Raw genomic sequence first — 20,426 nt, forward strand, 5'->3', positions numbered from 1 at the left:
ATCATAGGGTGATCAGAAGCCCACAAGGGGTGCACAGTTCCGACATTCGGCACGGGGCGCGGCCCCGCGCTTTCACCCCTGAGGGTGATGCGGACCGCGCCTCTGGGGCAGCGAGACCACGCCCGTCATCGTCTCGGTCGGTCCGACCGGGGGCAGCCCCGCGATCTGGCACAGCAGTTCGCACCATGCCGACAGGTGTGCGGCGGTGTCCGGCACCCCGCCCATTCCCTCGCGGGGCGTCCACGAGGCCCTGATCTCGATCTGTGTCGCCGGCCGCCGCTCTCCGAGCCCGCCGAAGTAGTGCGAGGCGGCCATGGTCACGGTCCCGCTCGCCTCCCCGTACGTCAGCCCGCGCGCGTCCAGCGCCCCCGTCAGCCAGGACCAGCACACCTCCGGGAGGAGCGGGTCCACGGCCATCTCCGGCTCCAGCTCCGCCCGGACGAGCGTCACCAGCCGGAAAGTGCCCTGCCAGGCGTCGTGTCCGGCCGGGTCGTGCAAGAGGATGAGCCGGCCGTCGGCCAGGTCCTCGTCACCGTCCACGACCGCTGCTTCCAGCGCGTACGCGTGCGGTGCCAGCCTCTGTGGCGGTTTGGTGGGGTCGATCTCGATCCCCTGCCGCAGCCTCGCCTTCTTCAAGCCGTCGACCGCCCGCCGGAACGGGAGTGGGACGGAGCTGTCCTTCGCGCTGTCCGTACCGTCAGCGCCATCTGAAAATCGTCCCTGAGCCGCAGCCATGCGGGGAAGACTAGGCGGAACGAGCGCCCGTACGGCGCAGGGACACCCGCGCCGGGCCGGGCACTTCTTCATACGTGCGAAGATTTGAGTCGTGAGCGCCAACACCCGCCCCACGGGCACGCCGAGCCAGACGTACGATTCCGCCTTCCTCAAGGCGTGCCGGCGCGAGCCGGTACCGCACACGCCCGTGTGGTTCATGCGGCAGGCGGGCCGCTCGCTCCCCGAATACCGCAAGGTCCGCGAGGGCACGCAGATGCTGGAATCCTGCATGCGGCCCGACCTCGTCACCGAGATCACGCTGCAGCCGGTCCGGCGCCACAACGTCGACGCGGCCATCTTCTTCTCCGACATCGTGGTCCCGCTGAAGGCCATCGGCATCGACCTGGACATCAAGCCCGGCGTCGGCCCGGTCGTCGCCCAGCCGATCCGCCGCCGCGAGGACCTCGCACAGCTGCGCGACCTCACCCCGGAGGACGTCTCGTACGTCACCGAGGCGATCGGCATGCTCACGGGTGAACTCGGCTCCACGCCGTTGATCGGCTTCGCCGGTGCGCCCTTCACCCTCGCGAGCTACCTGGTCGAGGGCGGCCCCTCCAAGAACCACGAGCACACCAAGGCCCTCATGTACGGGGACCCGGAACTCTGGGCCGACCTGCTGGACCGCCTCGCCGAGATCACCTCTTCCTTCCTGAAGGTCCAGATCGAGGCCGGCGCCTCCGCGATCCAGCTGTTCGACTCCTGGGTCGGCGCGCTCGCCCCGGCGGACTACCGGCGCTCGGTGATGCCGGCGTCGGCGAAGGTCCTGGAGTCCGTCGCCTCGTACGGAGTCCCGCGCATCCACTTCGGCGTGGGCACGGGCGAGCTGCTCGGCCTCATGGGCGAGGCCGGCGCGGACGTCATGGGCGTCGACTACCGGGTCTCGCTGGACGAGGCCGCGCACCGTGTCGGCCCCGGCAAGGCGCTCCAGGGCAACCTGGACCCGGCGGTCCTCTTCTCCACGGAGGAGGCCGTCCGTACCAAGGCGGACGAGGTCCTCGCCGCGGCGGCGGGCCTGGAAGGCCACATCTTCAACCTGGGCCACGGCGTCCTCCCGACGACCCCGCCGGACGCGCTGACCCGCCTGGTGGACTACGTCCACACCCAGACGGCACGCTGAGCCGGACCCCAACAGTTCCGACGACGTCGGTCCCGCGCCGTGCATGACATGGCGCGGGACCGACGTTTCGTACATCCGGCGGGGAGACCGACCGGACTCGCCGGGCCGGCGCGGCCGGGAGCCCCGGCGGGCTAGACCCCCGCCGCCCGCACCGCGGTGACCGCCTTGCGGGCCGCCACCAGGACCGGGTCCCAGACCGGGGAGAACGGCGGGGCGTAGCCCAGGTCCAGGGAGACGACCTGTTCCACCGTCATGCCGGCCGTCAGGGCCACCGCGGCCACGTCCACCCGCTTCGCGGAGCCCGGGCCGCCGACGATCTGGACTCCCAGCAGGCGGCCCGTGCGCCGCTCCGCCAGCATCTTCACCGTCATCTCCACCGCCCCCGGGTAGTAGCCCGCCGTGTTCGTCGAGCGGATCGTCGCGGTGACGAAGCGGAGGCCGACGGCCAGCGCGTCCCGCTCGCGCAGCCCCGTACGCGCGATCTCCAGATCGCAGACCTTGCTCACGGCCGTGCCGACCACGCCCGGGAAGGTCGCATAGCCGTCGCCCACGTTCGAGCCGATGACCTGGCCGTGCTTGTTCGCGTGCGTGCCCAGCGCGATGTGCCGCATACGGCCCGCCACCAGGTCCAGGACCTCCACGCAGTCGCCGCCCGCCCAGATGTTCTCGTGGCCCCGCACCCGCATCGACAGGTCCGTCAGCAGGCCCCCCGACTCGCCCAGCGGCAGTCCCGCCGCGCGGGCCAGCGCCGTGCGCGGCTCGACGCCGATGCCGAGGACCACGACGTCCGCCGGGTACTCCTCGCCCGAGGCCGTGGCCACGGCGCGGGCCCGGCCCTCCTCGTCGGGGAGGATCTTCGCCACCTCGGCTCCGGCGACCGTACGGATGCCCATGCCGTTCATCGCACTGTGCACCAGGCCGCCCATGTCCGGATCCAGCGTGGACATCGGCTGCTCCCCCCGGTGCAGCACGGTGACCTCGAAGCCCCGCCCGACCAGCGCCTCCGCCATCTCCACGCCGATGTACCCGGCGCCCACGACCACCGCCCGGCGGCCGGCCGTCCGCTCCAGGTCCGCCATCAGCCGCTGCCCGTCGTCCAGCGTCTGCACCCCGTGCACCCCGTGCGCGCCGATGCCCGGCAGCCGGGGGCGGACGGGGCGGGCGCCGGTGGCGAGGACGAGCTTGTCGTACTCCGTCCAGTACTCGGCGCCCGATTCCAGGTCCCGGGCGCGCACCCGCTGCCCCGCGAGGTCCAGTTCCAGGACCTCCGTCCGCGTCCGCAGGTCGATGTCCCGCGCGCGGTGCTCCTCGGGCGTCCGGGCGATCAGCTCGTCCGGGCCGCCGACCAGGCCGCCGACCCAGTACGGGATCCCGCACGCGGAGTACGAGGTGAAGTGCCCGCGCTCGAAGGCGGTGATCTCCAGCTCCGCCGGGCTCTTGAGCCGCCGGGCCTGTGACGCCGCCGCCATGCCCGCCGCGTCACCGCCGACCACCACCAGTCGCTGCCTGCCGTTCCCCATCCGCCCCTACCGTCCTTCCCCGCCGCCAGTGCCTACGGGGCCAACGCTACGGGCGGACGGGCGTTCAGTCCCGGACGTCCGTCGGAGGGTTCGCCGGATCGGCCGGTTCCGAAGGGGCGCCGGCCGGGGGCTTGGGCGTCTGCCACCCGGGCCCGGTCTGCGCCGGAAGCCGTCGCGTGGGCACAAGACCGGTCTTCGGCTTCGCGGGCCGCCACTTGCGGTACAGCCGGAAGCAGAGCAGCAGGACCCCGCCCGTCAGCAGGAACGGGGAGGCCGCGGCGAGCGCCATCAGCAGGTACAGGAGCGCGTCGGCGAAGACCCGCCAGCCACCGAACAGGGCGTCGCCCAAGCCCGGATCCGGCTTCTTCGGATCCTTCGCCGCCGACTGCCCCTTCTCCGTGAGCGTCAGCGTGATCGTGCCGAGCGAGGTCTGGTCCTTCAGCGCGGTCTGCTGGGCGAGCAGCGACTCCAGATCGGACTGGCGCTTGCTGAGCTCGGCCTCCAGCGTGACCACCTCACTCAGCCCGGTGGCCTTCTCCATCATCTCGCGCACCCGCGCCACGCTCGCCTGCTGGGTCTTGACCCGGCTGTCGACGTCCGCGACCTTCTGCGTCACGTCCTGCGCCTCGACCTTGCGGTCGAGCAGCTTCCCGCTGCCCTCCAGCGCGGCCAGGACCGCGTCGAAGCGCTCGCCCGGCACCCGCAGGGTCACCGTCGAGGTCATCGACCCGTCGGAATGGCGTGTGGTGGCCTCGTTGCCCACGTAGCCGCCCGCGTTCTCCGCCGCCGTCCGGGCCCCCGCCGCGGCCTTCTGGGCGTCCGCCGCCTCCACGCCCAGCGTCGCCGTCCGGATGATCTGGGTCCGGACCTCGGGGGTCTGCGGCTGCTTGCCGTCGGCGCTCGGCGCCGGTGCGCCCGGCGCGGCCGGAGCCGCCGCCGGGCCCTTCCCGTCGGCCTCCTGCCCCTGGAAGGCCGCCGAGTCCGCCGCCTTGTCCGAGGAGGCGTCGCCGGCGGCGCAGCCGGTGAGGACGAGGGCCCCGGCCAGGGAGAGCGCGGCCAGGGCCGTCGCCGAACGCCGCCCGTACCGTCCGTATCGTCCGTGCTGGGTGTGCATCGTTGGGTCCCCCCGGGAATCTGCGAATGTCGATGTCGAGGTTCTGACGTCCCGGGTCCCGTCCCGGGTTTCGTACGCACGGTCCCGAGGTGATGCCGAAGCGGTCACGGTCAGGCCTCGGTGACCGCCTGATGAGCGGTCTGAGACGATGTGTCCATGCACGAAGCGGACACGCGTACGGACCGGCCGGCTCCCGCCGGCCACATCGTCGTCATCGGCGGCGGTATCGCCGGCCTCGCGGCTGCCCACCGGCTGCTCGCCGAGGGCCTTCGCGTCACCCTCCTGGAGGCAGGCCCGCGCCTCGGCGGCAAGCTGCGCTCGGGCGAACTGGCCGGCCTGCGCGTGGACCTCGGCGCCGAATCCGTGCTCGCCCGTCGCCCCGAAGCGCTCGAACTGGCCCGCGCCGTGGGCCTCGGCGACGCCCTGCAGCCGCCCGCCACCAGCACCGCCCGCCTGTGGACCCGCGGCGTGCTGCGGCCCATGCCGACCGGCCACGTCATGGGCGTCCCCGGAGACCTCGGCCCGCTCGCCGCCTCCGGGGTGCTCTCCGCCGAGGGCCTGGCCCGGGCCGGGGCCGAGGAGGGACCGGCGCCCATCGAGGCCGACGAGGACGTGGCCGTCGGCGAGTACGTCGCCGCCCGCCTGGGCCACGAGGTCGTCGACCGGCTCGTGGAACCGCTGCTCGGCGGGGTCTACGCCGGCAATGCCTACCGCATCTCGATGCGCGCCGCCGTGCCCCAGCTCTTCGAGGCCGCCCGCACCCACGCCTCCCTGGGCGAGGGCGTACGGGACCTGCAGCGCCGGGCCGCCTCGGCTCCGAGCGGGCCCGTCTTCTCCGGCATCGACGGCGGCATCGGCAGGCTCCCGCTCGCCGTCGCCGACGCCTGCCGGGCGGCCGGAGCCCGGATCCTCCTCGACACCCCCGCGCGCGAGCTGACCCGTACCGCCACGGGCTGGCGCGTCGTCGCCGACACCCCGGCCGGCGCCGAGGCCATCGAGGCCGACGGGGTGGTCCTGGCCGTTCCGGCCGGTCCCGCCGCCCGGCTGCTCGACGGGTCCGCGCCCGTGGCGGCCGCCGAACTGCGCGGGATCGAGTACGCCTCCATGGCCCTGGTCACGATGGCGCTGCGGCGCTCCGAGCTGCCCGCCGCGGTCGCCCGGGGCGGCCCGAGCGGTTTCCTCGTACCGCCCGTGGACGGCCGGACCATCAAGGCCTCGACCTTCTCCAGCAACAAGTGGGCCTGGGCCGGGACCGATCCCGACATCTTCCTGCTGCGCACCTCCGTCGGACGCCACGGCGACGAGGGCGATCTGGGGCGCTCCGACGAGGAACTGGTCGAGGTATCCCTCGCCGACCTCGGCGCGGCCGTGGGGCTCGCGCCCGCCACCCGCCCGATCGCCTCCACCGTCACCCGCTGGGACGGCGGCCTGCCCCAGTACCACGTCGGTCACCTTGCCAAGGTGACCCGGATCCGCGCCGCCGTCGCGGCCCTGCCGGGCCTCGCGGTGTGCGGAGCGCTGTACGACGGGGTCGGCATCCCGGCCTGCATCGCCAGCGCCGGCAAGGCCGCCGACGTGGTGATCGCCACGTCGGGGACCGGTGGGGTACCCCTGGCACCGACCACTGATCAGCACACGGGACAATAGACAGATGACTGCACCAGAGAAGATTCCCAACGCGGGGAAGAAGGCGAAGGACCTCAATGAGGTCATCCGCTACACCCTGTGGTCCGTCTTCAAGCTGAAGGACGTCCTTCCCGAGAACCGCGCCGGCTTCGCCGACGAGGTCCAGGAGCTGTTCGACCAGCTGGCCGCCAAGGACATCACCGTCCGCGGCACCTATGACGTCTCCGGCCTGCGGGCCGACGCTGACATCATGATCTGGTGGCACGCGGAGACCTCCGACGAGCTGCAGGCCGCGTACAACCTGTTCCGCCGCACCAAGCTGGGCCGCGCGCTGGAGCCGGTCTGGTCGAACATGGCCCTGCACCGCCCGGCCGAGTTCAACAAGTCCCACATCCCGGCCTTCCTGGCCGACGAGACGCCGCGCGACTACGTCAGCGTCTACCCCTTCGTACGCAGCTACGACTGGTACCTGCTGCCCGACGAGGACCGCCGCCGCATGCTCAAGGACCACGGCATGATGGCCCGCGGCTACCCCGACGTGCGCGCCAACACCGTTGCCTCCTTCTCGCTCGGCGACTACGAGTGGCTGCTGGCCTTCGAGGCCGACGAGCTGTACCGCATCGTCGACCTCATGCGCCTCCTGCGCGCCTCCGAGGCCCGTATGCACGTCCGTGAAGAAGTGCCCTTCTACACCGGACGCCGCAAGTCCGTCGCCGATCTGGTGGCCGGACTCGCCTGATACCTCCCCTGGGGGGAAGAACCGGAGGACCGCCGACCGCGGTTCTGCCGGTGGATCGGGAGGCCCTGCCCCCGAATCGACGCAGCCGGAGATCCCGCCCGGAAGTTCAGACGACTGGCGGCAGCAGTGCCCTGGGGTGCCCCTGGGCCGTCGCTGCCCGGTCGTCCAGCGACACCGGTGCGGGCTCCGGATGCGGCGCACACGTGACATCCCGCCCCGGGGTGTCACCTGTCAGCAAGTACCGCTCCACGTGAGCGTCCACGCAGTCATTGCGTCCGCCGACCACTCCGTGGGTACCGGCCCCCTCCTCCGTCACCAGCGCGGCCCGCGGGCCGAGCCGCCGCAGCAGCTCCAGCGCACCCCGGTACGGGGTCGCGCCGTCCCGCTCGGCCGCCACGATCAGCGTGCGGGGGAGCGGGACGCCCGGCCGCAGCCCCACGTCCACCGGCCGCTGCCGCTCGCGGACCGGCCAGAAGGCGCAGGGCAGGTTCAGGAAGGTGTTGGTCCAGGTCTCGAAAGGGGCCGTACGGGCCAGCTCGGTGCTGTCGCGGTCCCAGGTCTCCCAGTCGGCGGGCCACGGGGCGTCGTTGCACAGGGTCGCCGTGTAGACGGCCGTCGCGTTCTCGGCCAGGGCGGCCGCCGCCGGGTCCGGGGCGGCGAGCTCCACGAGCGGGCGCGGATCGCCGCGCAGGAACGCCGCCAGGGCCGCCGCGCGGCCCGGCCAGACCTCGTCGTAGTACGCGGCCCGCAAGTACGCGGAGTGCAGCTGCCCCGTGCCGACCTCCCCGCCCGCCGGTTCGCGGGCGAGCGCGGCCCGCACCCGCTCGTAACTCGCCTGCACGGCCTCGGGGGTGGAGCCGAGCCCGTACGCGGCGTGGTGGCGGGCCGCCCAGGCCCGGAAGTCGGCCCAGCGGCGCTCGAAACCGGAGGCCTGGGCGAGGTTGTTGCCGTACCAGATCTTCCGCGGGTCGGGGTCGACGGCCGAGTCGAAGACCATGCGGCGGACGTGGCCGGGGTAGAGGGTGGCATAGACCGCGCCCAGGTAAGTGCCGTACGAGGCCCCCATGAAGGTCAGCTCGCTCTCGCCGAGCGCGGCGCGCAGCACGTGCAGGTCGCGGACGTTGTTCAGGGTCGTGTACGAGCCGAGGGACGCCCCGGCCCGCTCCGCGCAGCCGCGGGCATAGGCCCGTGCGGCGGAGATCCGGTCCTCCTTGGCGGTGGCGTCCGGCCGCGCGCCGGCGGCGTCCGCCGGGGCCTTGGCGTACTGCGCCGGGTCCTGGCAGGACAGCGGGTGCCCGGAGCGGCCGACCCCGCGGGGGGCGTAACCGACGAGATCGTAGGCCGCCCGGACGCGGCGCCACTCGGGCAGGTCGGCGACGAGCGGGAAGAACAGCCCGTTCCCGCCGGGTCCGCCGGGGTTGTACACGAGCGCCCCCTGCCGCCGGACCCCGCCCGCGCCGGAGGCTGCGGCCCGGCTGACGAGGAGCTCGGTCTGCGCCCCGTCGGGCCGGGCGTAGTCGACCGGGACCCGCAGAGCGCCGCACAGCACGTCCGGCCCGAGCCCCTCGGCGACGGGGCAGGGCCCGAACTCCAGCCCGTCGCGGGCACCCTGACGGCCTGTTCCCGAAGAGCCTGCCGGGCTGCCCGCGGGTCCCGTGCGCGCTGCGGCGGCCGCGGCCCGCCGGGCCACGAGCTCGGCGCCGGCCGCGGCCGGCGCGGCGGTCGCCGACGGGGGGCGGGGCGGGATCGGGGCAAGGATCGGCGCAACGGCCGGGGCGAGCGGTGGAGGGGCCGGTGGAGCGGACCCGGCGGCAAAGGCCGCCGGCAGGGAGGCGGCCAGCGCGACGGCGGCCAGCGCGACCGTGGCGGGCACCCGGGGCATGCGCATGGCGGGCCTCTCATCTCATCGGACAGTGCGATGAGATCCGGCGGGCGGCCTCCTGTACAGGACCGTCGGCCGGTGTCGTGCTCAATGCCCCCGTTGCCCCGGAATCCGCCCCCGCCTGCCGTAGGTGAGCGCCGCCCGCAGCTCGGGTTCGGTGACCGCGCGGAGCCCCCGCAGGGCCACCGCGGTGAGCGAGCCCCTCATGGCGCGCTCGCGCCCCAGTTCCACGAGCAGCCTGCGACCGGCGGGGGAGGCCCACGCGGACTGCGCGTGCCCCTCGACGCGGGCGATGGCCAGGCACCCCAGTGCGAGGATCAGCGGCAGTGCGAACCAGCACAGGATCATCGTGTTCGTGGTCTGCCCGGCGGGTACGCACAGTGCGGCCACCGCCATGGCGATGACCAGCCCGGTGGCCTGCCGGACCGACCGGATCCCCGCACCTATCTCCCGCTGGGCCCCGTCGCCCAGCGCGAGGCCGGCCTCTCCGAGCCGGTCCGCGAGGGCCCGTACGGCCGGATCCCGCGCCGCGACGGCCCGTACGGAGGTCACCGGCTCCTGCCCGTCCGGCCCGAACGCGCCGAGCACCGAGCGCTCGTACGGATCGAGGCCCACCGGGTCGACCACGGTCGCCCAGCCCGTGTACGCGAGCAGCAGCCGCCGCTGGCGCTGCATCGACAGCAGGGTCAGCTCGGCCACCCGCTCCGGGCCGCCGGCGAGGTAGGCGGCCTCGTACAGGTTCAGCTCGTGGTGGCGCGCTGCGGCGGTGCCCGGAGCGGGCTCCGCCGGTTCGGCGGCGGCCTTCAGGAGGCGGGCGCACGCGATCAGCAGCCCTGCCCAGGCGAGGAGGAGGAACAGGACCCAGAACATGTCCGAGTTCTACAATATGTGGAACCGGCCGGTACAGGTTTCTGTCGAGGTGTGAGCAGCTCGTGACGGCCCCGTGATGGAGGGTCAGGAACTGCTGCCGCAGCTGGAACTGGACGAACTGCTACAACTCGAACCGCTCGACCCGCTGGAGCAGCTCGAACCACTGGATCCACCGCTCCCGCAACTGCTCCCGGAGGAACCGCAGCCCGAGCCCGAGGAGCAGCTGCTGCCGCCCGAGGACCCGCAGCTCGACCCACCGGACCCGCCGCCGTCGGAGCTCGCGCACCAGACGACCGCGGCCCCGGCCAGCCAGGAGGACTCCGAGCTGCTGGAACGCGTGTGCGACTGGGCCGCCGCCAGCCGGGTCCCGCGGGCCGCCGGCACCAACTGCTCCCGCAGGTACGGGTCCCGCAGGCCCCGCAGCCCGAACAGCGAGGTCTGGACGTACGGGCTCAGGTCGGCCCGGTAGTGGGCCCGGATGTGGCGCAGCGCCGCTGCCCCCGCCGGGGTGATCCGCTGCCGGGCGCGGGAGGCGCCGATGGTGCCGAGGACGATGCCGCCCAGCAGAACGGGGAAGACCTCGACGACGAACGGCACGTGGAAGGAGCCGGAATCCTCCTGCAGCACGAAGCCGAGGAAGGAGAGCGGCAGCGAGAGCACCAGGCCCACCGCGCACACCACGGCCTGCACCACTCCGTGGCGCAGCCAGCGGTGCCGGCCGCCGGGGGTGGCGATCAGCCCGCGGGCAGCCAGCGCGTCGCCGGTCTCCTGAACGGCCGGGTCCCGCATGGCGGCGTAGCGGATCTGGTACAGCCACCCGGACGGGGCGCCTTGGTGGGCCTGGAGCACGGCCCGCTCGGCGGGGTCGGCGGCCCGCACCCCGGGCCGTACCTGGACGATGCCGGGCCCACCGACCAGCATCCGGCCGTCGCAGAGCAGCGAGACGAGCGCGGCGTCCACCACGGCGCCGGGCCCACCAGCCATGAAGGCGGCCTCGGACAGGTCGTGCAGGCGCGGGGCGGGGCCGAGCGAGGGCGGCTGCGACTGCCGCAGACCGCGCAGGAGGCTGACGCTGGAGGTGATGACGCCGATCCAGACGGCGACGGCGAGGAAGTCGAAGAGGTTCATGCGGCCCTCCCCACCAGGGCTCGGGCCCAGCGCACGGCCCGGCGCGGCGGCCGCGCCCCGGACCGCTCACGCCACCAGAGCGTGAGCCGGCGCCGGGCGGCGGGGTCGGCGGGCAGGTCCCGGACCAGCAGGTGCTCGGCGAAGTCCAGCGCGTCGCGCCGGTATCCGGCGGCCATGGGCCGGTGCCGGGCGTAGCCGAGGAAGGCCTCCCGGTACGCGTCCTCCCCGCCCAGGATCCCGGGCAGCTCGGGCGCGAGCCGGGCCACGACCCCGGCCCGCTTGGCCGCGAGCGCCCGCGCCTGGATCCGTACGCGCTGCCGGTCGAAGCCCTCGGGCACCGGCGTCCCGGCGACCAGCGCCGACAGCAGGGCGGTCTGCCCGATCCCGACCCTGGTCCGCACACCGTCCAGTCCGGCTTCGGCGGAGCGAACCCGAACCTCGGCGGGCCGAATCCCGGCTTCGGCGGAGCTCAACTCGGCCCCGCCGCCCTTCGAGGAGCCGGCCGGGGCGGACTCGGAATCAGCGCCGTCGGCGTTCGAGGCGCGGGTCCGGGCAGAGCCCGCAGGGCCTTTGCCCCGCAGCACCTCACGAATCGCGGCCAGCTCACCCGCGAGCTCCGCCTCCGCGGGAAAGTCGTCGTCCCGTTCCAGCAGCACTCCCGGCGGATCCACCCGCGCCCGGAGTTCCGCCAGCACGTCCAGCACCACCTTCGGTACGGGGTGCGCGTGCGTGTCGTGCCACACCCCGCCCCGCTCCACGCCCCCGGCGACGTGCACGTAGGCCAGCGCCTCCAGCGGGATCCCGTCCAGTACGGCGGCCGGGTCCTCCCCCCGGTTGACCCGGTTGGTGTGCAGGTTGGCCACGTCGATCAGCAGCCGCACGCCCGTCCGCTCCACGAGCTCCGTCAGGAACTGTCCCTCGGTGAGCTCCTCCCCGGGCCACGACACCAGTGCCGCGATGTTCTCCAGCGCGAGCGGCACGGGCAGGGAGTCCTGCGCGATCCGTACGTTCTCGCAGAGCACGTCCAGCGCGTCCCGGGTCCGCGCCACGGGCAGCAGGTGCCCGGCTTCGAGCACCTGCCCGGGCGCCACCGAGGAGGTCCGTACGAAGGCGATGTGCTCGGTGACCAGCGGAGCCCCCAGCGCCACCGCCCGCTCCCCGAGCGCGGCCAGCTTCGCCGGGTCCGGCCGGTCGGCGCCGCCGATCCCCAGCGAGACCCCGTGCGGCACCACGCGGACACCGCGTTCGATCAGCCGCAGCAAGGACTCCGGCAGGTGGCCGGGGCAGATGTTCTCCGCCACCACCTCGACCCAGTCCAAGCCGGGGAGGCCTTCCACCGCTCGCGCGATCTCCGGCCGCCAGCCGATGCCCACCCCCAGGTGTGCCATGGGCTTCATCTCCCCGCCCCCTCTCATCGGTCCGTGTGCCGATGTCATGGCCCCGACGGAGTCGGGCCAACCACCCAGGGGGACGTTCAGAGCAACATTTGAGGTTCCCTGCCGCGGGCCGCCCCGCCGGTACGCGTTACAGCCGTGCCCGCAGCGCCGGATGGTCCGCGACCACCGTGCACGAGCCGGGCGCGATCTCCGTGAACCCCGCGTCCCGCACCACCGGCAGCCCGCTCCCGGACAACTCCGTCCACCGCTCGCGCGCGGCCGTCCGTACGGCCAGGCGGAAGCCCGACTCGCGCCACGCGGCCCGCTCCGGGCCGGTCAGCTCCCACCACGCCAGCTGCGCCGCGTGACCGGCCTGGGCCATGGCCTTGCCGGCCGACATGTCCAGACCGGGGTTGAACCAGAGGACCGGCAGTCCGGCCCCGGCGGCCGGGGAAGGCTCCGGATCGTCCAGGTCGGTGCCCGACACCTGGAGCTTGGCCAGCTCCTTGGGCCAGCCGTCGAGCGGGACCGGCGGGAAGACCCGTACCTCGCAGACGGCGCCGTGGACCGTGAGACCCGGCAGGGTCCCGGCCTTGCGCCACTCCGCCCCGCGCGCCCTGCGCACCACCTTGCGGATCCGCGCGTCCTGCCAGTCCCGGACCGCCTCGGCCCACTCGCCCTCGCCGGCCGCCCGCTCGTCGGTGAGCAGTACGAGCACCGCGCGGGCGGCCGTCTCCAGGGCGTCGGTCCGGGCCGGCGGATCCGTCTTCTCGATCCGCACCACCAGCGGGAGGACGAACTGCGGTGCCTCGTCGCGGGCGATGCGCTCCTGCCGGAAGGGGCTGTCTGCCCCGACGGCGGGTACCTGGGTGTCGTGGCGCGTGTCCTCGGTGCTCATCCGGCCAAGTCTGCCAGCCTCCGCCCGCGGGACGGCCTCCGAGGTGGCCGCCGTCCGCCGACCGCGCCCGGTCGCGGCCCGGCGCGGGTGGGTAGGCTCGTACGCATGGACCAGACGGAGCAGCACGCGCCCGACTCCTCGTACTGCCCCGCCCCCGCGGCACCCGCCGGGCGGGTGGCCGGGCCGCCGTACGCCGACTGCGTGGAGTGCGGCAAGCCCACCGAGTACGGGGTCGCGACACCGGGCGTGGTGCTGTGCCCGGTGTGCGAGTGGCAGGACGCGCAGCGCACGGCCTGCTCCGGCTGATCCCGCGGGACCGGGGCTACTTTCCGATGAGCTCGGAGACCTTGACGAACCGGTAGCCGCGCTTGCGCAGCTCCGGGACGATCTTCCGGATGGCCTCCTCGGTGACCGGGGCGGCGCTGCGTGTGCAGTGCATGACCACGACCGAGCCGGGCTTCACACCGGCCAGGACCTGTTCGGCCACCGCGTCGGGGTCCTTCGCGAACGCGTCCCCGCTGACCACGTCCCACTGGACGGCCGTGACCTTGGCGGTGGAGATGGCCCGCAGCGCCTCGTCGTCGTAGCAGCCGCCGGGGAAGCGGAAGTACGGGACGGTGTTGACCGCGCCGGCCTTGTGGAAGGCCTCGAACGCCCGGTCCACGTCGGCACGGGCGGCGGCCTCGTCGAGGGTGGGCAGTCCGTAGCAGGGGGACTTGAAGGCGTGATGGCTGTACGAATGGTTCGCGATCTCGAAGTTCGGGTCCGTGCCGATGGACTTCGCCTGGTCCGGGTACTCCTCGGCCCAGCGGCCCGTCATGAACACCGTCGAGGGCACCTTCAGGGTGCGCAGCGCGGAAATCAGCTGCGGGTTGTCGAAGTGCTCGCCGCCCGCCGCGCGCGGCCCCTGATCGGAGGTCATGTCGGCGTCGAAGGTCAGGGCCACCGTCTTGTCGGTGTGCTGCTTCGCGCGGTCGAAGACGGGGGTCAGACCGCCCGGACCGGGAGCCATCGTCGGCGCCTTGCCGGGGGCTCCGGCCTGCGGGGCAGCCGGCGGACTGCTCTGCGGCCTCGACTGCGGGGCAGCGGAGACGGCGGCGGAGGGGGAGACCGGGGCCGGCCCGGAGGGGGCCGCGGAGGCTCCCATCCGGGCCTGGCCGCCGACGTCCGACGTACCGGCGCCAGCCGCGGAGGCTCCCATCCGGGCCTGGCCGCCGACGTCCGACGTACCGGCGCCGCTCCCGCACGCGGCGAGGGCGGCACTGAGGGCTGCTACGGCCGCGACGGCAGCCGTCCTGCGCACTGAGGTGATCACATACGCAAAATATATGACTATGTGGCGAGCAGGCGTGCGCGGCACTCCTCCACGTCGAAGTCACCCTTCGGGTACTGCGGCGCGATGCCCTCCAGATGCTCCAGCAGCAGTTTGCTGATCGCCCAGTTGCGGTACCACTTGCGGTCGGAGGGGACGACGTACCAGGGCGCGGCGTCCGTGGAGCAGCGCTCCAGGGTCAGTTCGTACGCCTGCTGGTACGCGGGCCACACGGAGCGTTCCTCGATGTCGCCCGCGTTGAACTTCCAGCGCTTGTCCGGGTTGTCGAGCCGCTCCAGGAGCCGCTTGCGCTGCTCCTCGTAGCCGATGTGGAGGAAGACCTTCACCACGGTGACGCCGTCGTCGGCGAGGGACTTCTCGAACCGGTTGATCTGCGCGTAGCGGCGGCCCAGCTGACTGCGCGGCACCAGGTCGCGGACGCGGGCGATGAGGACGTCCTCGTAGTGCGAACGGTCGAAGATGCCGATCTCGCCCGGTTGGGGGAGCGCCTTCATGATGCGCCAGAGGAAGGGGTGGTTCTGCTCCTCGGGCGTGGGCGCCTTGAAGGCCTTGATCCGGCAGCCGGAGGGGTTGAACAGGCCGATCACGTGCTTGACGGTGCCGCCCTTGCCACTGGTGTCCATGCCCTGGAGCACGAGCAGGACGCGGCGGCGGTCGCCGGCCGTGCTGGCGGCGTAGAGCCGCTCCTGCAGGGAGGCGAGCCGTTCGCCCATCTGCGCGGTGGCCGCCACGCCGGCCGCCTTGTCGGTGGGACCGGCCGGGGTGGCTCCGGTGCGGATGGCCCCGAGGTCGACGCGCTCACCGGAGGGGATGCGGAGCAGGGGGCTCAGAGGGGCGTCGTACCCGTGGCCGTGGCCTGCGGACTCGCCGCCCTTGGAACCCTTGGAGCTCTCGGCGGAGATGCGGAGCAGCTCGCGGAGCGAGAGGGGCTTGGACTTCGGCTTGCCACCGGTGGCGGCAGTGGCGGCGGCGCCGGCCCCGGGATCGGCCGGCTTCGCCGCCTTCACGGACGTGGCCGCCTTCGCCTCCTTCTCGGGACCGGCGGGCTTCGGGGCCTTACCCGCTTTCGGCTCCTTGGCGGGCTTCGCGGCCTTCACGTCCTTGGTGGCCTTCGCGCGCTTCTCTGCCTTGCTGTCCTTCTTGGCCACCGCTACCTACCTCGATCCCGTCGACTCCATACGATTTTCCACCACATCGCAGGTGGCCGCGATGTGGCGAAAGACCAGGCCGGGCGGGCCGGAAGGCGGTACGGGGTCACCGCCACGGACCCTTCACCGCGAAGGTGGTCCCGGGCGTGTACGCGTTCACGTACATCGTCCGGCTGTCCGGGGAGAAGGTGACGCCGGCGAACTCGCCCCACTCCGGCGCCCCCGGTTTCCCGACGTCGTCGGCGTTCCGGGCCATCGGGTAGACCTCGCCGCCCCGGGTCACGCCGAGGACGTACTGCCCGCCGCCGCCGTCCTCGCACACCATCAGGCCGCCGTCGGGGGCCAGGCAGATGTTGTCGGGGGAGTCGCCGGGGAGTTGGACGTCGGAGGCCGGGCCGAACACCACGTCCAGCCGGAGCCGCGCGCGCAGCGGGTCGTAGAACCAGACCTGGCCGTGGTGGTCGGCGGGGGAGCCCTCGCGGGTGCGGGAGTAGCTGGAGACGAAGTGGACGCCGCCGTTGCCCCAGTAGCAGCCCTCCAGCTTCTGGGCGTGGGTGATCCCGCCGGGTCCGAAGTCCTGGAGCCTGATGGGGGTCTGCGACGCGGACGGGTCCGGTACGGGGACCCACTCCACCGGGAACTGGGCCCCGGGTTCGTCCACCACGGCCAGGTTCGCCACTCCGGGGACCCGCAGGGCCTGCAGCTCGCCGCCCGCGCGCAGTGAGCCGAGGCCGCCGAGGGGGCGGGCGGGCAGGAACCGGTAGAAGAGCCCGAAGGGTTCGACGAAGGCGTCCTCGGTCTCGTAGACCACACCGAGGTACGGGTCCACGGCGACGGCCTCGTGCGCGAAGCGGCCCATCGCGGTGAGCGGGACGGCGCCGGAGCGGTGGGGGTCGGCGGGGTCGACCTCGAAGACGTAACCGTGGTCCTTGCCGTACCCCGAGGTCCCCGCCTTGTCCTCGGTCTCCTCGCAGGACAGCCAGGTGTTCCAAGGGGTGCGGCCACCCGCGCAGTTGACGGCGGTGCCGGCGAGGGCGACCCGCTCGGCGCTGACCCCTCCGGCGGGATCGAGCTCGAGGAGGGTGCAGCCGCCGAGGGCCTGGGGATCGTAGGTGAGCCCCTCGACGGGAGGGACCCGCAGGGCGGCCGTGGTCCGGTTCTCGTGGTTGCGCACCAGCCGGACCCGCCCGCCGCCCGCGCCGAAGGCGGCCATGCCGTCGAAGTTGCCCGGGACTGCGCCCTCTCCGGACCGCAGCGGGGTGCCGGCGCGCGAGAGGACCCGGTACGTGAACCCGGGCGGCAGATCGAGCAGCCCGGCGGGATCGGGCACGAGCGGCCCGTACCCCCGGGCGGCGGCGGGCGCGGGCCCGGTCCCGGCGAACAACGCGCCGAGGGCTCCGCCGAAGGCGACGGCGCCGGCCGTCATCAGACTGCGTCGGCTGAGGTTCATCGGCAACTCCGGTCGGTGAGACGGACAAGGGACGGGGCCGTGTTACCACGAGGCGCGGCGCCGTCCACGGCGGCACGGTGACCACGTCACCCCGCCGGCGGCAGCCCCCGCCCACGCCCCGCAAACCGTCCCGGGAACGGCCACGCATCGATTGTCGTAGGCCCGCGGCAGAGGCCGCGGTCATGGACACGGACACGGACACGGACACGTTCTGGGAGATCATCGAAACCGCGCGGGCCGAGGCGTCAGAAGCAGCCGACGTCCCGGACCGCTCCCCCGAGCGCACGCGCCCCCGCACGCACCGCGGCCCCGGGGCGCGTGCTCCGGGGCCGGGGTGGTGGTGCAGGGTGCCGCGACTGACCGGGCCCGGGGGCCCGTGGTCGGCGGTGGGGGTCAGGCCAGCTTGGCGCTGAGGGTGATGGTCGTGCCCGTCAGGGCCTGGCTGACCGGGCAGTTCTTCTTGGCGTCCTCGGCCGCGGCGACGAACGCGTCGTTGTCCAGGCCCGGCACCTCGCCCTCGACGGTGAGGTGGATCCCGGTGATGCCCTTGCCCGGCACGAAGGTGACGGCGGCCGAGGTGGTCAGCTTGGCCGGCGGGTTGCCGGCCTTCGCGAGACCGTTCGAGAAGGCCATGTTGAAGCAGCTGGAGTGCGCGGCGGCGATGAGCTCCTCCGGGCTGGTCCGCCCGTTCGCCTCCTCGTCGGTGCGCGCGGGCCAGGAGACGGGGTAGCTGCCGAGGCCGGACGAGTCGAGCGTGACGACGCCCTTGCCTTCGAACAGGTCGCCTTCCCAGACGGCATGTGCGTTGCGTGTGGCAGCCATGGTGGATCCCTTCGCGGAAGTGGAAACGGCCGGACCGTGGAACGGACCGGCGACTCCAAACCTACTGGGACACCAGGGGCTTCGCGTCGCGTGCCAGTGCGGTGAGCCGCGAGATGGCCCGGAAGTACTTCTTGCGGTAGCCGCCGTTCAGCATCTCTTCGCTGAACAGCCGGTCGAAGGCGACACCCGACGCCAGGACCGGTATCTCGCGGTCGTACAGCCGGTCGGCCAGGACGACCAGCCGCAGCGCCGTCGACTGGTCCGGGACCGGGCCGACATCGGTGAGGCAGACGGCCGTCAGGCCGTCGGTCAGGGCCCCGTACCGGCTGGGGTGCACCTTCGCCAGGTGTTCCAGCAGCCCCGGGAAATCGTCGAGGCTCGCCCCCTCGGTGGCGTACGCGGCCTTCGCCACCTGCTCGTCCGAGAACGGCGCGGGCGCCTCCGGCAGGCCGCGATGGCGGTAGTCCTGGCCGTCGATGCGCAGCGGACGGAACTGCGCGGAGAGCCCCTGGATCTCCCGCAGGAAGTCGGCGGCGGCGAACCGGCCCTCGCCGAGCTTGCCGGGCAGCGTGTTGGAGGTGGCGGCCAGCGCCACGCCCTGCTCGACCAGGCGGCTGAGCAGGGAGGAGACCAGCACGGTGTCGCCCGGGTCGTCGAGCTCGAACTCGTCGATGCACAGCAGGCGGTGCCCGCCGAGGGTCTGCACGGTCTGCTGGAATCCGAGCGCGCCGACGAGGTTGGTCAGCTCCACGAAGGTGCCGAAGGCCTTGAGTGCGGGCTCGGCCGGCGTGGCGTGCCAGAGGGAGGCGAGCAGGTGGGTCTTGCCGACGCCGTAGCCCCCGTCGAGGTAGACCCCGCGCGGTCCGGCCGCGGGAGCAGCCGGCTTGCGGGAGAACCAGCGCCGTTTGCCGGAGCCGCTCGCGTGCGCCCCGCCGAGGCCCGCGGCGAACTCCGCGAGGACGGTGACGGCCTGGGACTGGCTGGGCTGGGCCGGGTCCGGATCGTAGGTGTCGAAGCGCACCGAGTCGAAGCGCGGCGGCGGCACCATCTCGGCCACGAGCCGTTCGGCGGGCACTCGCGGCTCGCGGGCGCACAGGGACCCCGGCCCCGCGTCGGCTATCGGGGGCCGCCCGGAGGCTGATGCTGAGGGCGAGAGTGATGTTGACACAGCTCTTAACTCTACGGGGCGTGGCACACTGCACCGATGCGACGCCTGTTCCCTGTGACCGATCAGACATCAGCAGACCAGACCGACCGGGACTGGTCGCTGGACGAAATCGCCGAGGCGTACGAGTACCCCGAGCTCGGCCCGGACGGCCACTGGCTGCGGGCCAACATGGTCTCCACCCTGGACGGCGCGGCCCAGCACGACGGCCGCTCGCAGCCCATCTCCGGCGAGACCGACATGCGGATCTTCGGCACCCTGCGGGCCATCGCCGATGTGGTGGTCGTCGGTGCGGAAACGGTTCGCCAGGAGGGTTACCGCCCCGCGCGGGCCCGGGAGGCCTTCGCCGCCCGCCGTAGCGCGGCCGGTCAGGGTCCCGCCGCCGTCATCGCCGTGGTCACCGCGAGCCTGGACCTGGACTTCTCGCTGCCGCTGTTCACCTCCCCGCTGGTGCCCACCGTGGTGCTCACGGGCGCCGCCGCCCCCTCGGACCGGGTCGCCGAGGCCGTCGCGGCCGGGGCGCAGGTCGTGGTGGCCGGAGAGGGGGCGGGCGTGGACCCGGCCCGGGCCGTACGGGAGCTCGCGGACCGGGGGTTGCGCCGCCAGCTCACCGAGGGCGGGCCCCGGCTGCTGGGCCAGTTCGTCGCCGCCGACGCGCTGGACGAGCTGTGCCTGACGATCTCGCCGACGCTCACGGCGGGTGACGCTCAGCGGATCTCCGGCGGACCTTCCGTCACGGTTCCGCACCGGCTCGCGCCGGCCTGCCTGCTGGAAGAGGCCGGGTTTCTCTTCACGCGTTACCGTCGGATCTGAAGAGAGGCGGAATTTGTCGTTCCGCTTAGCTTCCGCTGGGCACATAACTGGGCAGGTATCCGCGCAGTCCCCGTGCGACAGCGGGGCAGGATGGTTTCCGCAGGGGCCGGCCGCCGGTCTCGGCCCACGAAGGAGAGGGCGTCCGTGTTCACGAGCGTATTGATGATCGAGCAGCCGCTTACCCCCGTAGACGTGGACTTCGTCACCACCCTCCACGGAGACGAGCCGGTCTCCTTCATCGTCCTCATGCAGCCCCGCGGTGACCGGGACCGGCTGCTGCGCGCCATCGACGACGTAGCGCTCGGTGAGCTTCCCGAGGCCATCCGCGAGGGTGAGGAACCGGAGGGCGACGCCGCCCGCGGCCCGGCCGAACTGGCGATCGAGCACTCCCTCGCGTCCCTGCGGGCCAAGGGAGCCAAGGCCGTCGGGCAGATCGTCGAGGACCACCCGCTCGACAAGCTGAAGGCGGTGGTGGCCGAGACCGGCGCCGACGAGGTGATCGTGCTGACCGCCCCGCACTACGTCGAGGAGTTCTTCCACTGGGACTGGGCCTCGCGGGCACGCCACAAGGTCGGCGTTCCGGTGCTCAAGCTCTTCGCCCACAAGGAATAGGGTGGAGGCGGCCGGACCCCGTGTCCGGCTGCCGTCCGT

The 20,426-nt window shown here is 73.3% G+C and carries 19 protein-coding genes; 6 read left to right on the forward strand and 13 right to left on the reverse strand.

What is annotated here, in order from left to right:
• Window positions 1–72: 72 nt before the first annotated feature.
• Window positions 73–735 (reverse strand): DUF3000 domain-containing protein, encoded by a 663-nt coding sequence (locus tag OTB20_RS20240; RefSeq protein ID WP_267752848.1) that lies wholly within the window; start codon window positions 733–735, stop codon window positions 73–75.
• A 91-nt stretch (window positions 736–826) separates the two neighbouring features.
• On the opposite strand from OTB20_RS20240, the gene hemE reads away from it, so the two are divergent.
• Window positions 827–1,891 (forward strand): uroporphyrinogen decarboxylase, encoded by a 1,065-nt coding sequence (hemE, locus tag OTB20_RS20245; protein ID WP_267819389.1) that lies wholly within the window; start codon window positions 827–829, stop codon window positions 1,889–1,891.
• A 131-nt stretch (window positions 1,892–2,022) separates the two neighbouring features.
• Here the strand turns inward: hemE and OTB20_RS20250 are convergent, their stop codons facing one another.
• On the reverse strand, window positions 2,023–3,411 hold the full coding sequence (locus tag OTB20_RS20250; protein ID WP_267819390.1) for an FAD-dependent oxidoreductase: 1,389 nt from the start codon (window positions 3,409–3,411) through the stop codon (window positions 2,023–2,025).
• 64 nt (window positions 3,412–3,475) lie between these two features.
• Window positions 3,476–4,525, reverse strand: a complete 1,050-nt coding sequence (locus tag OTB20_RS20255) for a DUF4349 domain-containing protein (protein WP_267819392.1) — start codon at window positions 4,523–4,525, stop codon at window positions 3,476–3,478.
• Between the two features lie 156 nt (window positions 4,526–4,681).
• On the opposite strand from OTB20_RS20255, the gene hemG reads away from it, so the two are divergent.
• Together hemG and hemQ are read left to right on the forward strand one after the other, a co-directional pair.
• Window positions 4,682–6,172 carry a protoporphyrinogen oxidase gene (gene hemG / locus OTB20_RS20260; protein WP_267819394.1) on the forward strand — a complete coding sequence of 497 codons (1,491 nt, stop codon included), beginning with the start codon at window positions 4,682–4,684 and terminating at the stop codon, window positions 6,170–6,172.
• 4 nt (window positions 6,173–6,176) lie between these two features.
• On the forward strand, window positions 6,177–6,890 hold the full coding sequence (hemQ, locus tag OTB20_RS20265) for a hydrogen peroxide-dependent heme synthase (protein ID WP_267819395.1): 714 nt from the start codon (window positions 6,177–6,179) through the stop codon (window positions 6,888–6,890).
• A gap of 106 nt (window positions 6,891–6,996) precedes the next feature.
• On the opposite strand, the gene OTB20_RS20270 is transcribed toward hemQ, so the two are convergent.
• The 5 genes from OTB20_RS20270 to OTB20_RS20290 all read right to left on the reverse strand — a co-directional run bounded on the left by OTB20_RS20270 (window position 6,997) and on the right by OTB20_RS20290 (window position 13,044).
• Window positions 6,997–8,778 (reverse strand): alpha/beta hydrolase, encoded by a 1,782-nt coding sequence (locus OTB20_RS20270; protein ID WP_267819396.1) that lies wholly within the window; start codon window positions 8,776–8,778, stop codon window positions 6,997–6,999.
• Between the two features lie 81 nt (window positions 8,779–8,859).
• Window positions 8,860–9,642: a TIGR04222 domain-containing membrane protein gene (locus OTB20_RS20275; RefSeq protein WP_267819398.1), complete on the reverse strand. Its 783-nt coding sequence runs from the start codon at window positions 9,640–9,642 to the stop codon at window positions 8,860–8,862.
• Window positions 9,643–9,726: 84 nt separating this feature from the next.
• Complete coding sequence (locus OTB20_RS20280) at window positions 9,727–10,770, reverse strand: TIGR04222 domain-containing membrane protein (RefSeq protein ID WP_267819399.1); 1,044 nt, start codon at window positions 10,768–10,770, stop codon at window positions 9,727–9,729.
• A complete protein-coding gene (locus tag OTB20_RS20285; protein WP_267819400.1) occupies window positions 10,767–12,167 on the reverse strand; it encodes a DUF692 domain-containing protein in 1,401 nt (466 codons plus the stop codon). The genes OTB20_RS20280 and OTB20_RS20285 overlap by 4 nt, the downstream gene beginning before the upstream one ends.
• Window positions 12,168–12,294: 127 nt before the next feature.
• A complete protein-coding gene (locus tag OTB20_RS20290) occupies window positions 12,295–13,044 on the reverse strand; it encodes an aminoacyl-tRNA hydrolase (protein ID WP_267819401.1) in 750 nt (249 codons plus the stop codon).
• Between the two features lie 105 nt (window positions 13,045–13,149).
• On the opposite strand from OTB20_RS20290, the gene OTB20_RS20295 reads away from it, so the two are divergent.
• Entirely contained in the window at window positions 13,150–13,350 is a 201-nt protein-coding gene (locus tag OTB20_RS20295) for a hypothetical protein (protein WP_243331418.1), read from the forward strand.
• 16 nt (window positions 13,351–13,366) lie between these two features.
• On the opposite strand, the gene OTB20_RS20300 is transcribed toward OTB20_RS20295, so the two are convergent.
• From OTB20_RS20300 to zapE, 5 genes are all read right to left on the reverse strand, one after another.
• The gene (locus tag OTB20_RS20300; protein WP_420716444.1) at window positions 13,367–14,359 is read right to left on the reverse strand and encodes a polysaccharide deacetylase family protein; all 993 of its coding nucleotides are present in this window, start codon (window positions 14,357–14,359) and stop codon (window positions 13,367–13,369) included.
• A gap of 17 nt (window positions 14,360–14,376) precedes the next feature.
• Window positions 14,377–15,279 (reverse strand): PPK2 family polyphosphate kinase, encoded by a 903-nt coding sequence (locus tag OTB20_RS20305; protein WP_420716446.1) that lies wholly within the window; start codon window positions 15,277–15,279, stop codon window positions 14,377–14,379.
• Window positions 15,280–15,631: 352 nt separating this feature from the next.
• Window positions 15,632–16,975: an alkaline phosphatase PhoX gene (locus OTB20_RS20310; protein WP_267819402.1), complete on the reverse strand. Its 1,344-nt coding sequence runs from the start codon at window positions 16,973–16,975 to the stop codon at window positions 15,632–15,634.
• Window positions 16,976–17,368: 393 nt separating this feature from the next.
• On the reverse strand, window positions 17,369–17,797 hold the full coding sequence (locus tag OTB20_RS20315) for an OsmC family protein (protein ID WP_267752865.1): 429 nt from the start codon (window positions 17,795–17,797) through the stop codon (window positions 17,369–17,371).
• Window positions 17,798–17,858: 61 nt separating this feature from the next.
• The gene (gene zapE, locus OTB20_RS20320; protein WP_267819404.1) at window positions 17,859–18,965 is read right to left on the reverse strand and encodes a cell division protein ZapE; all 1,107 of its coding nucleotides are present in this window, start codon (window positions 18,963–18,965) and stop codon (window positions 17,859–17,861) included.
• 36 nt (window positions 18,966–19,001) lie between these two features.
• On the opposite strand from zapE, the gene OTB20_RS20325 reads away from it, so the two are divergent.
• Window positions 19,002–19,775, forward strand: a complete 774-nt coding sequence (locus OTB20_RS20325; RefSeq protein WP_267819406.1) for a pyrimidine reductase family protein — start codon at window positions 19,002–19,004, stop codon at window positions 19,773–19,775.
• Between the two features lie 144 nt (window positions 19,776–19,919).
• Window positions 19,920–20,387, forward strand: coding sequence for an indole-3-glycerol phosphate synthase (locus OTB20_RS20330; RefSeq protein ID WP_267819408.1), 468 nt, complete (start codon window positions 19,920–19,922; stop codon window positions 20,385–20,387).
• Window positions 20,388–20,426 lie beyond the last annotated feature (39 nt).

It is taken from the genome of Streptomyces sp. H27-H1 (assembly GCF_026627445.1).
Lineage (GTDB): Bacteria > Actinomycetota > Actinomycetes > Streptomycetales > Streptomycetaceae > Streptomyces.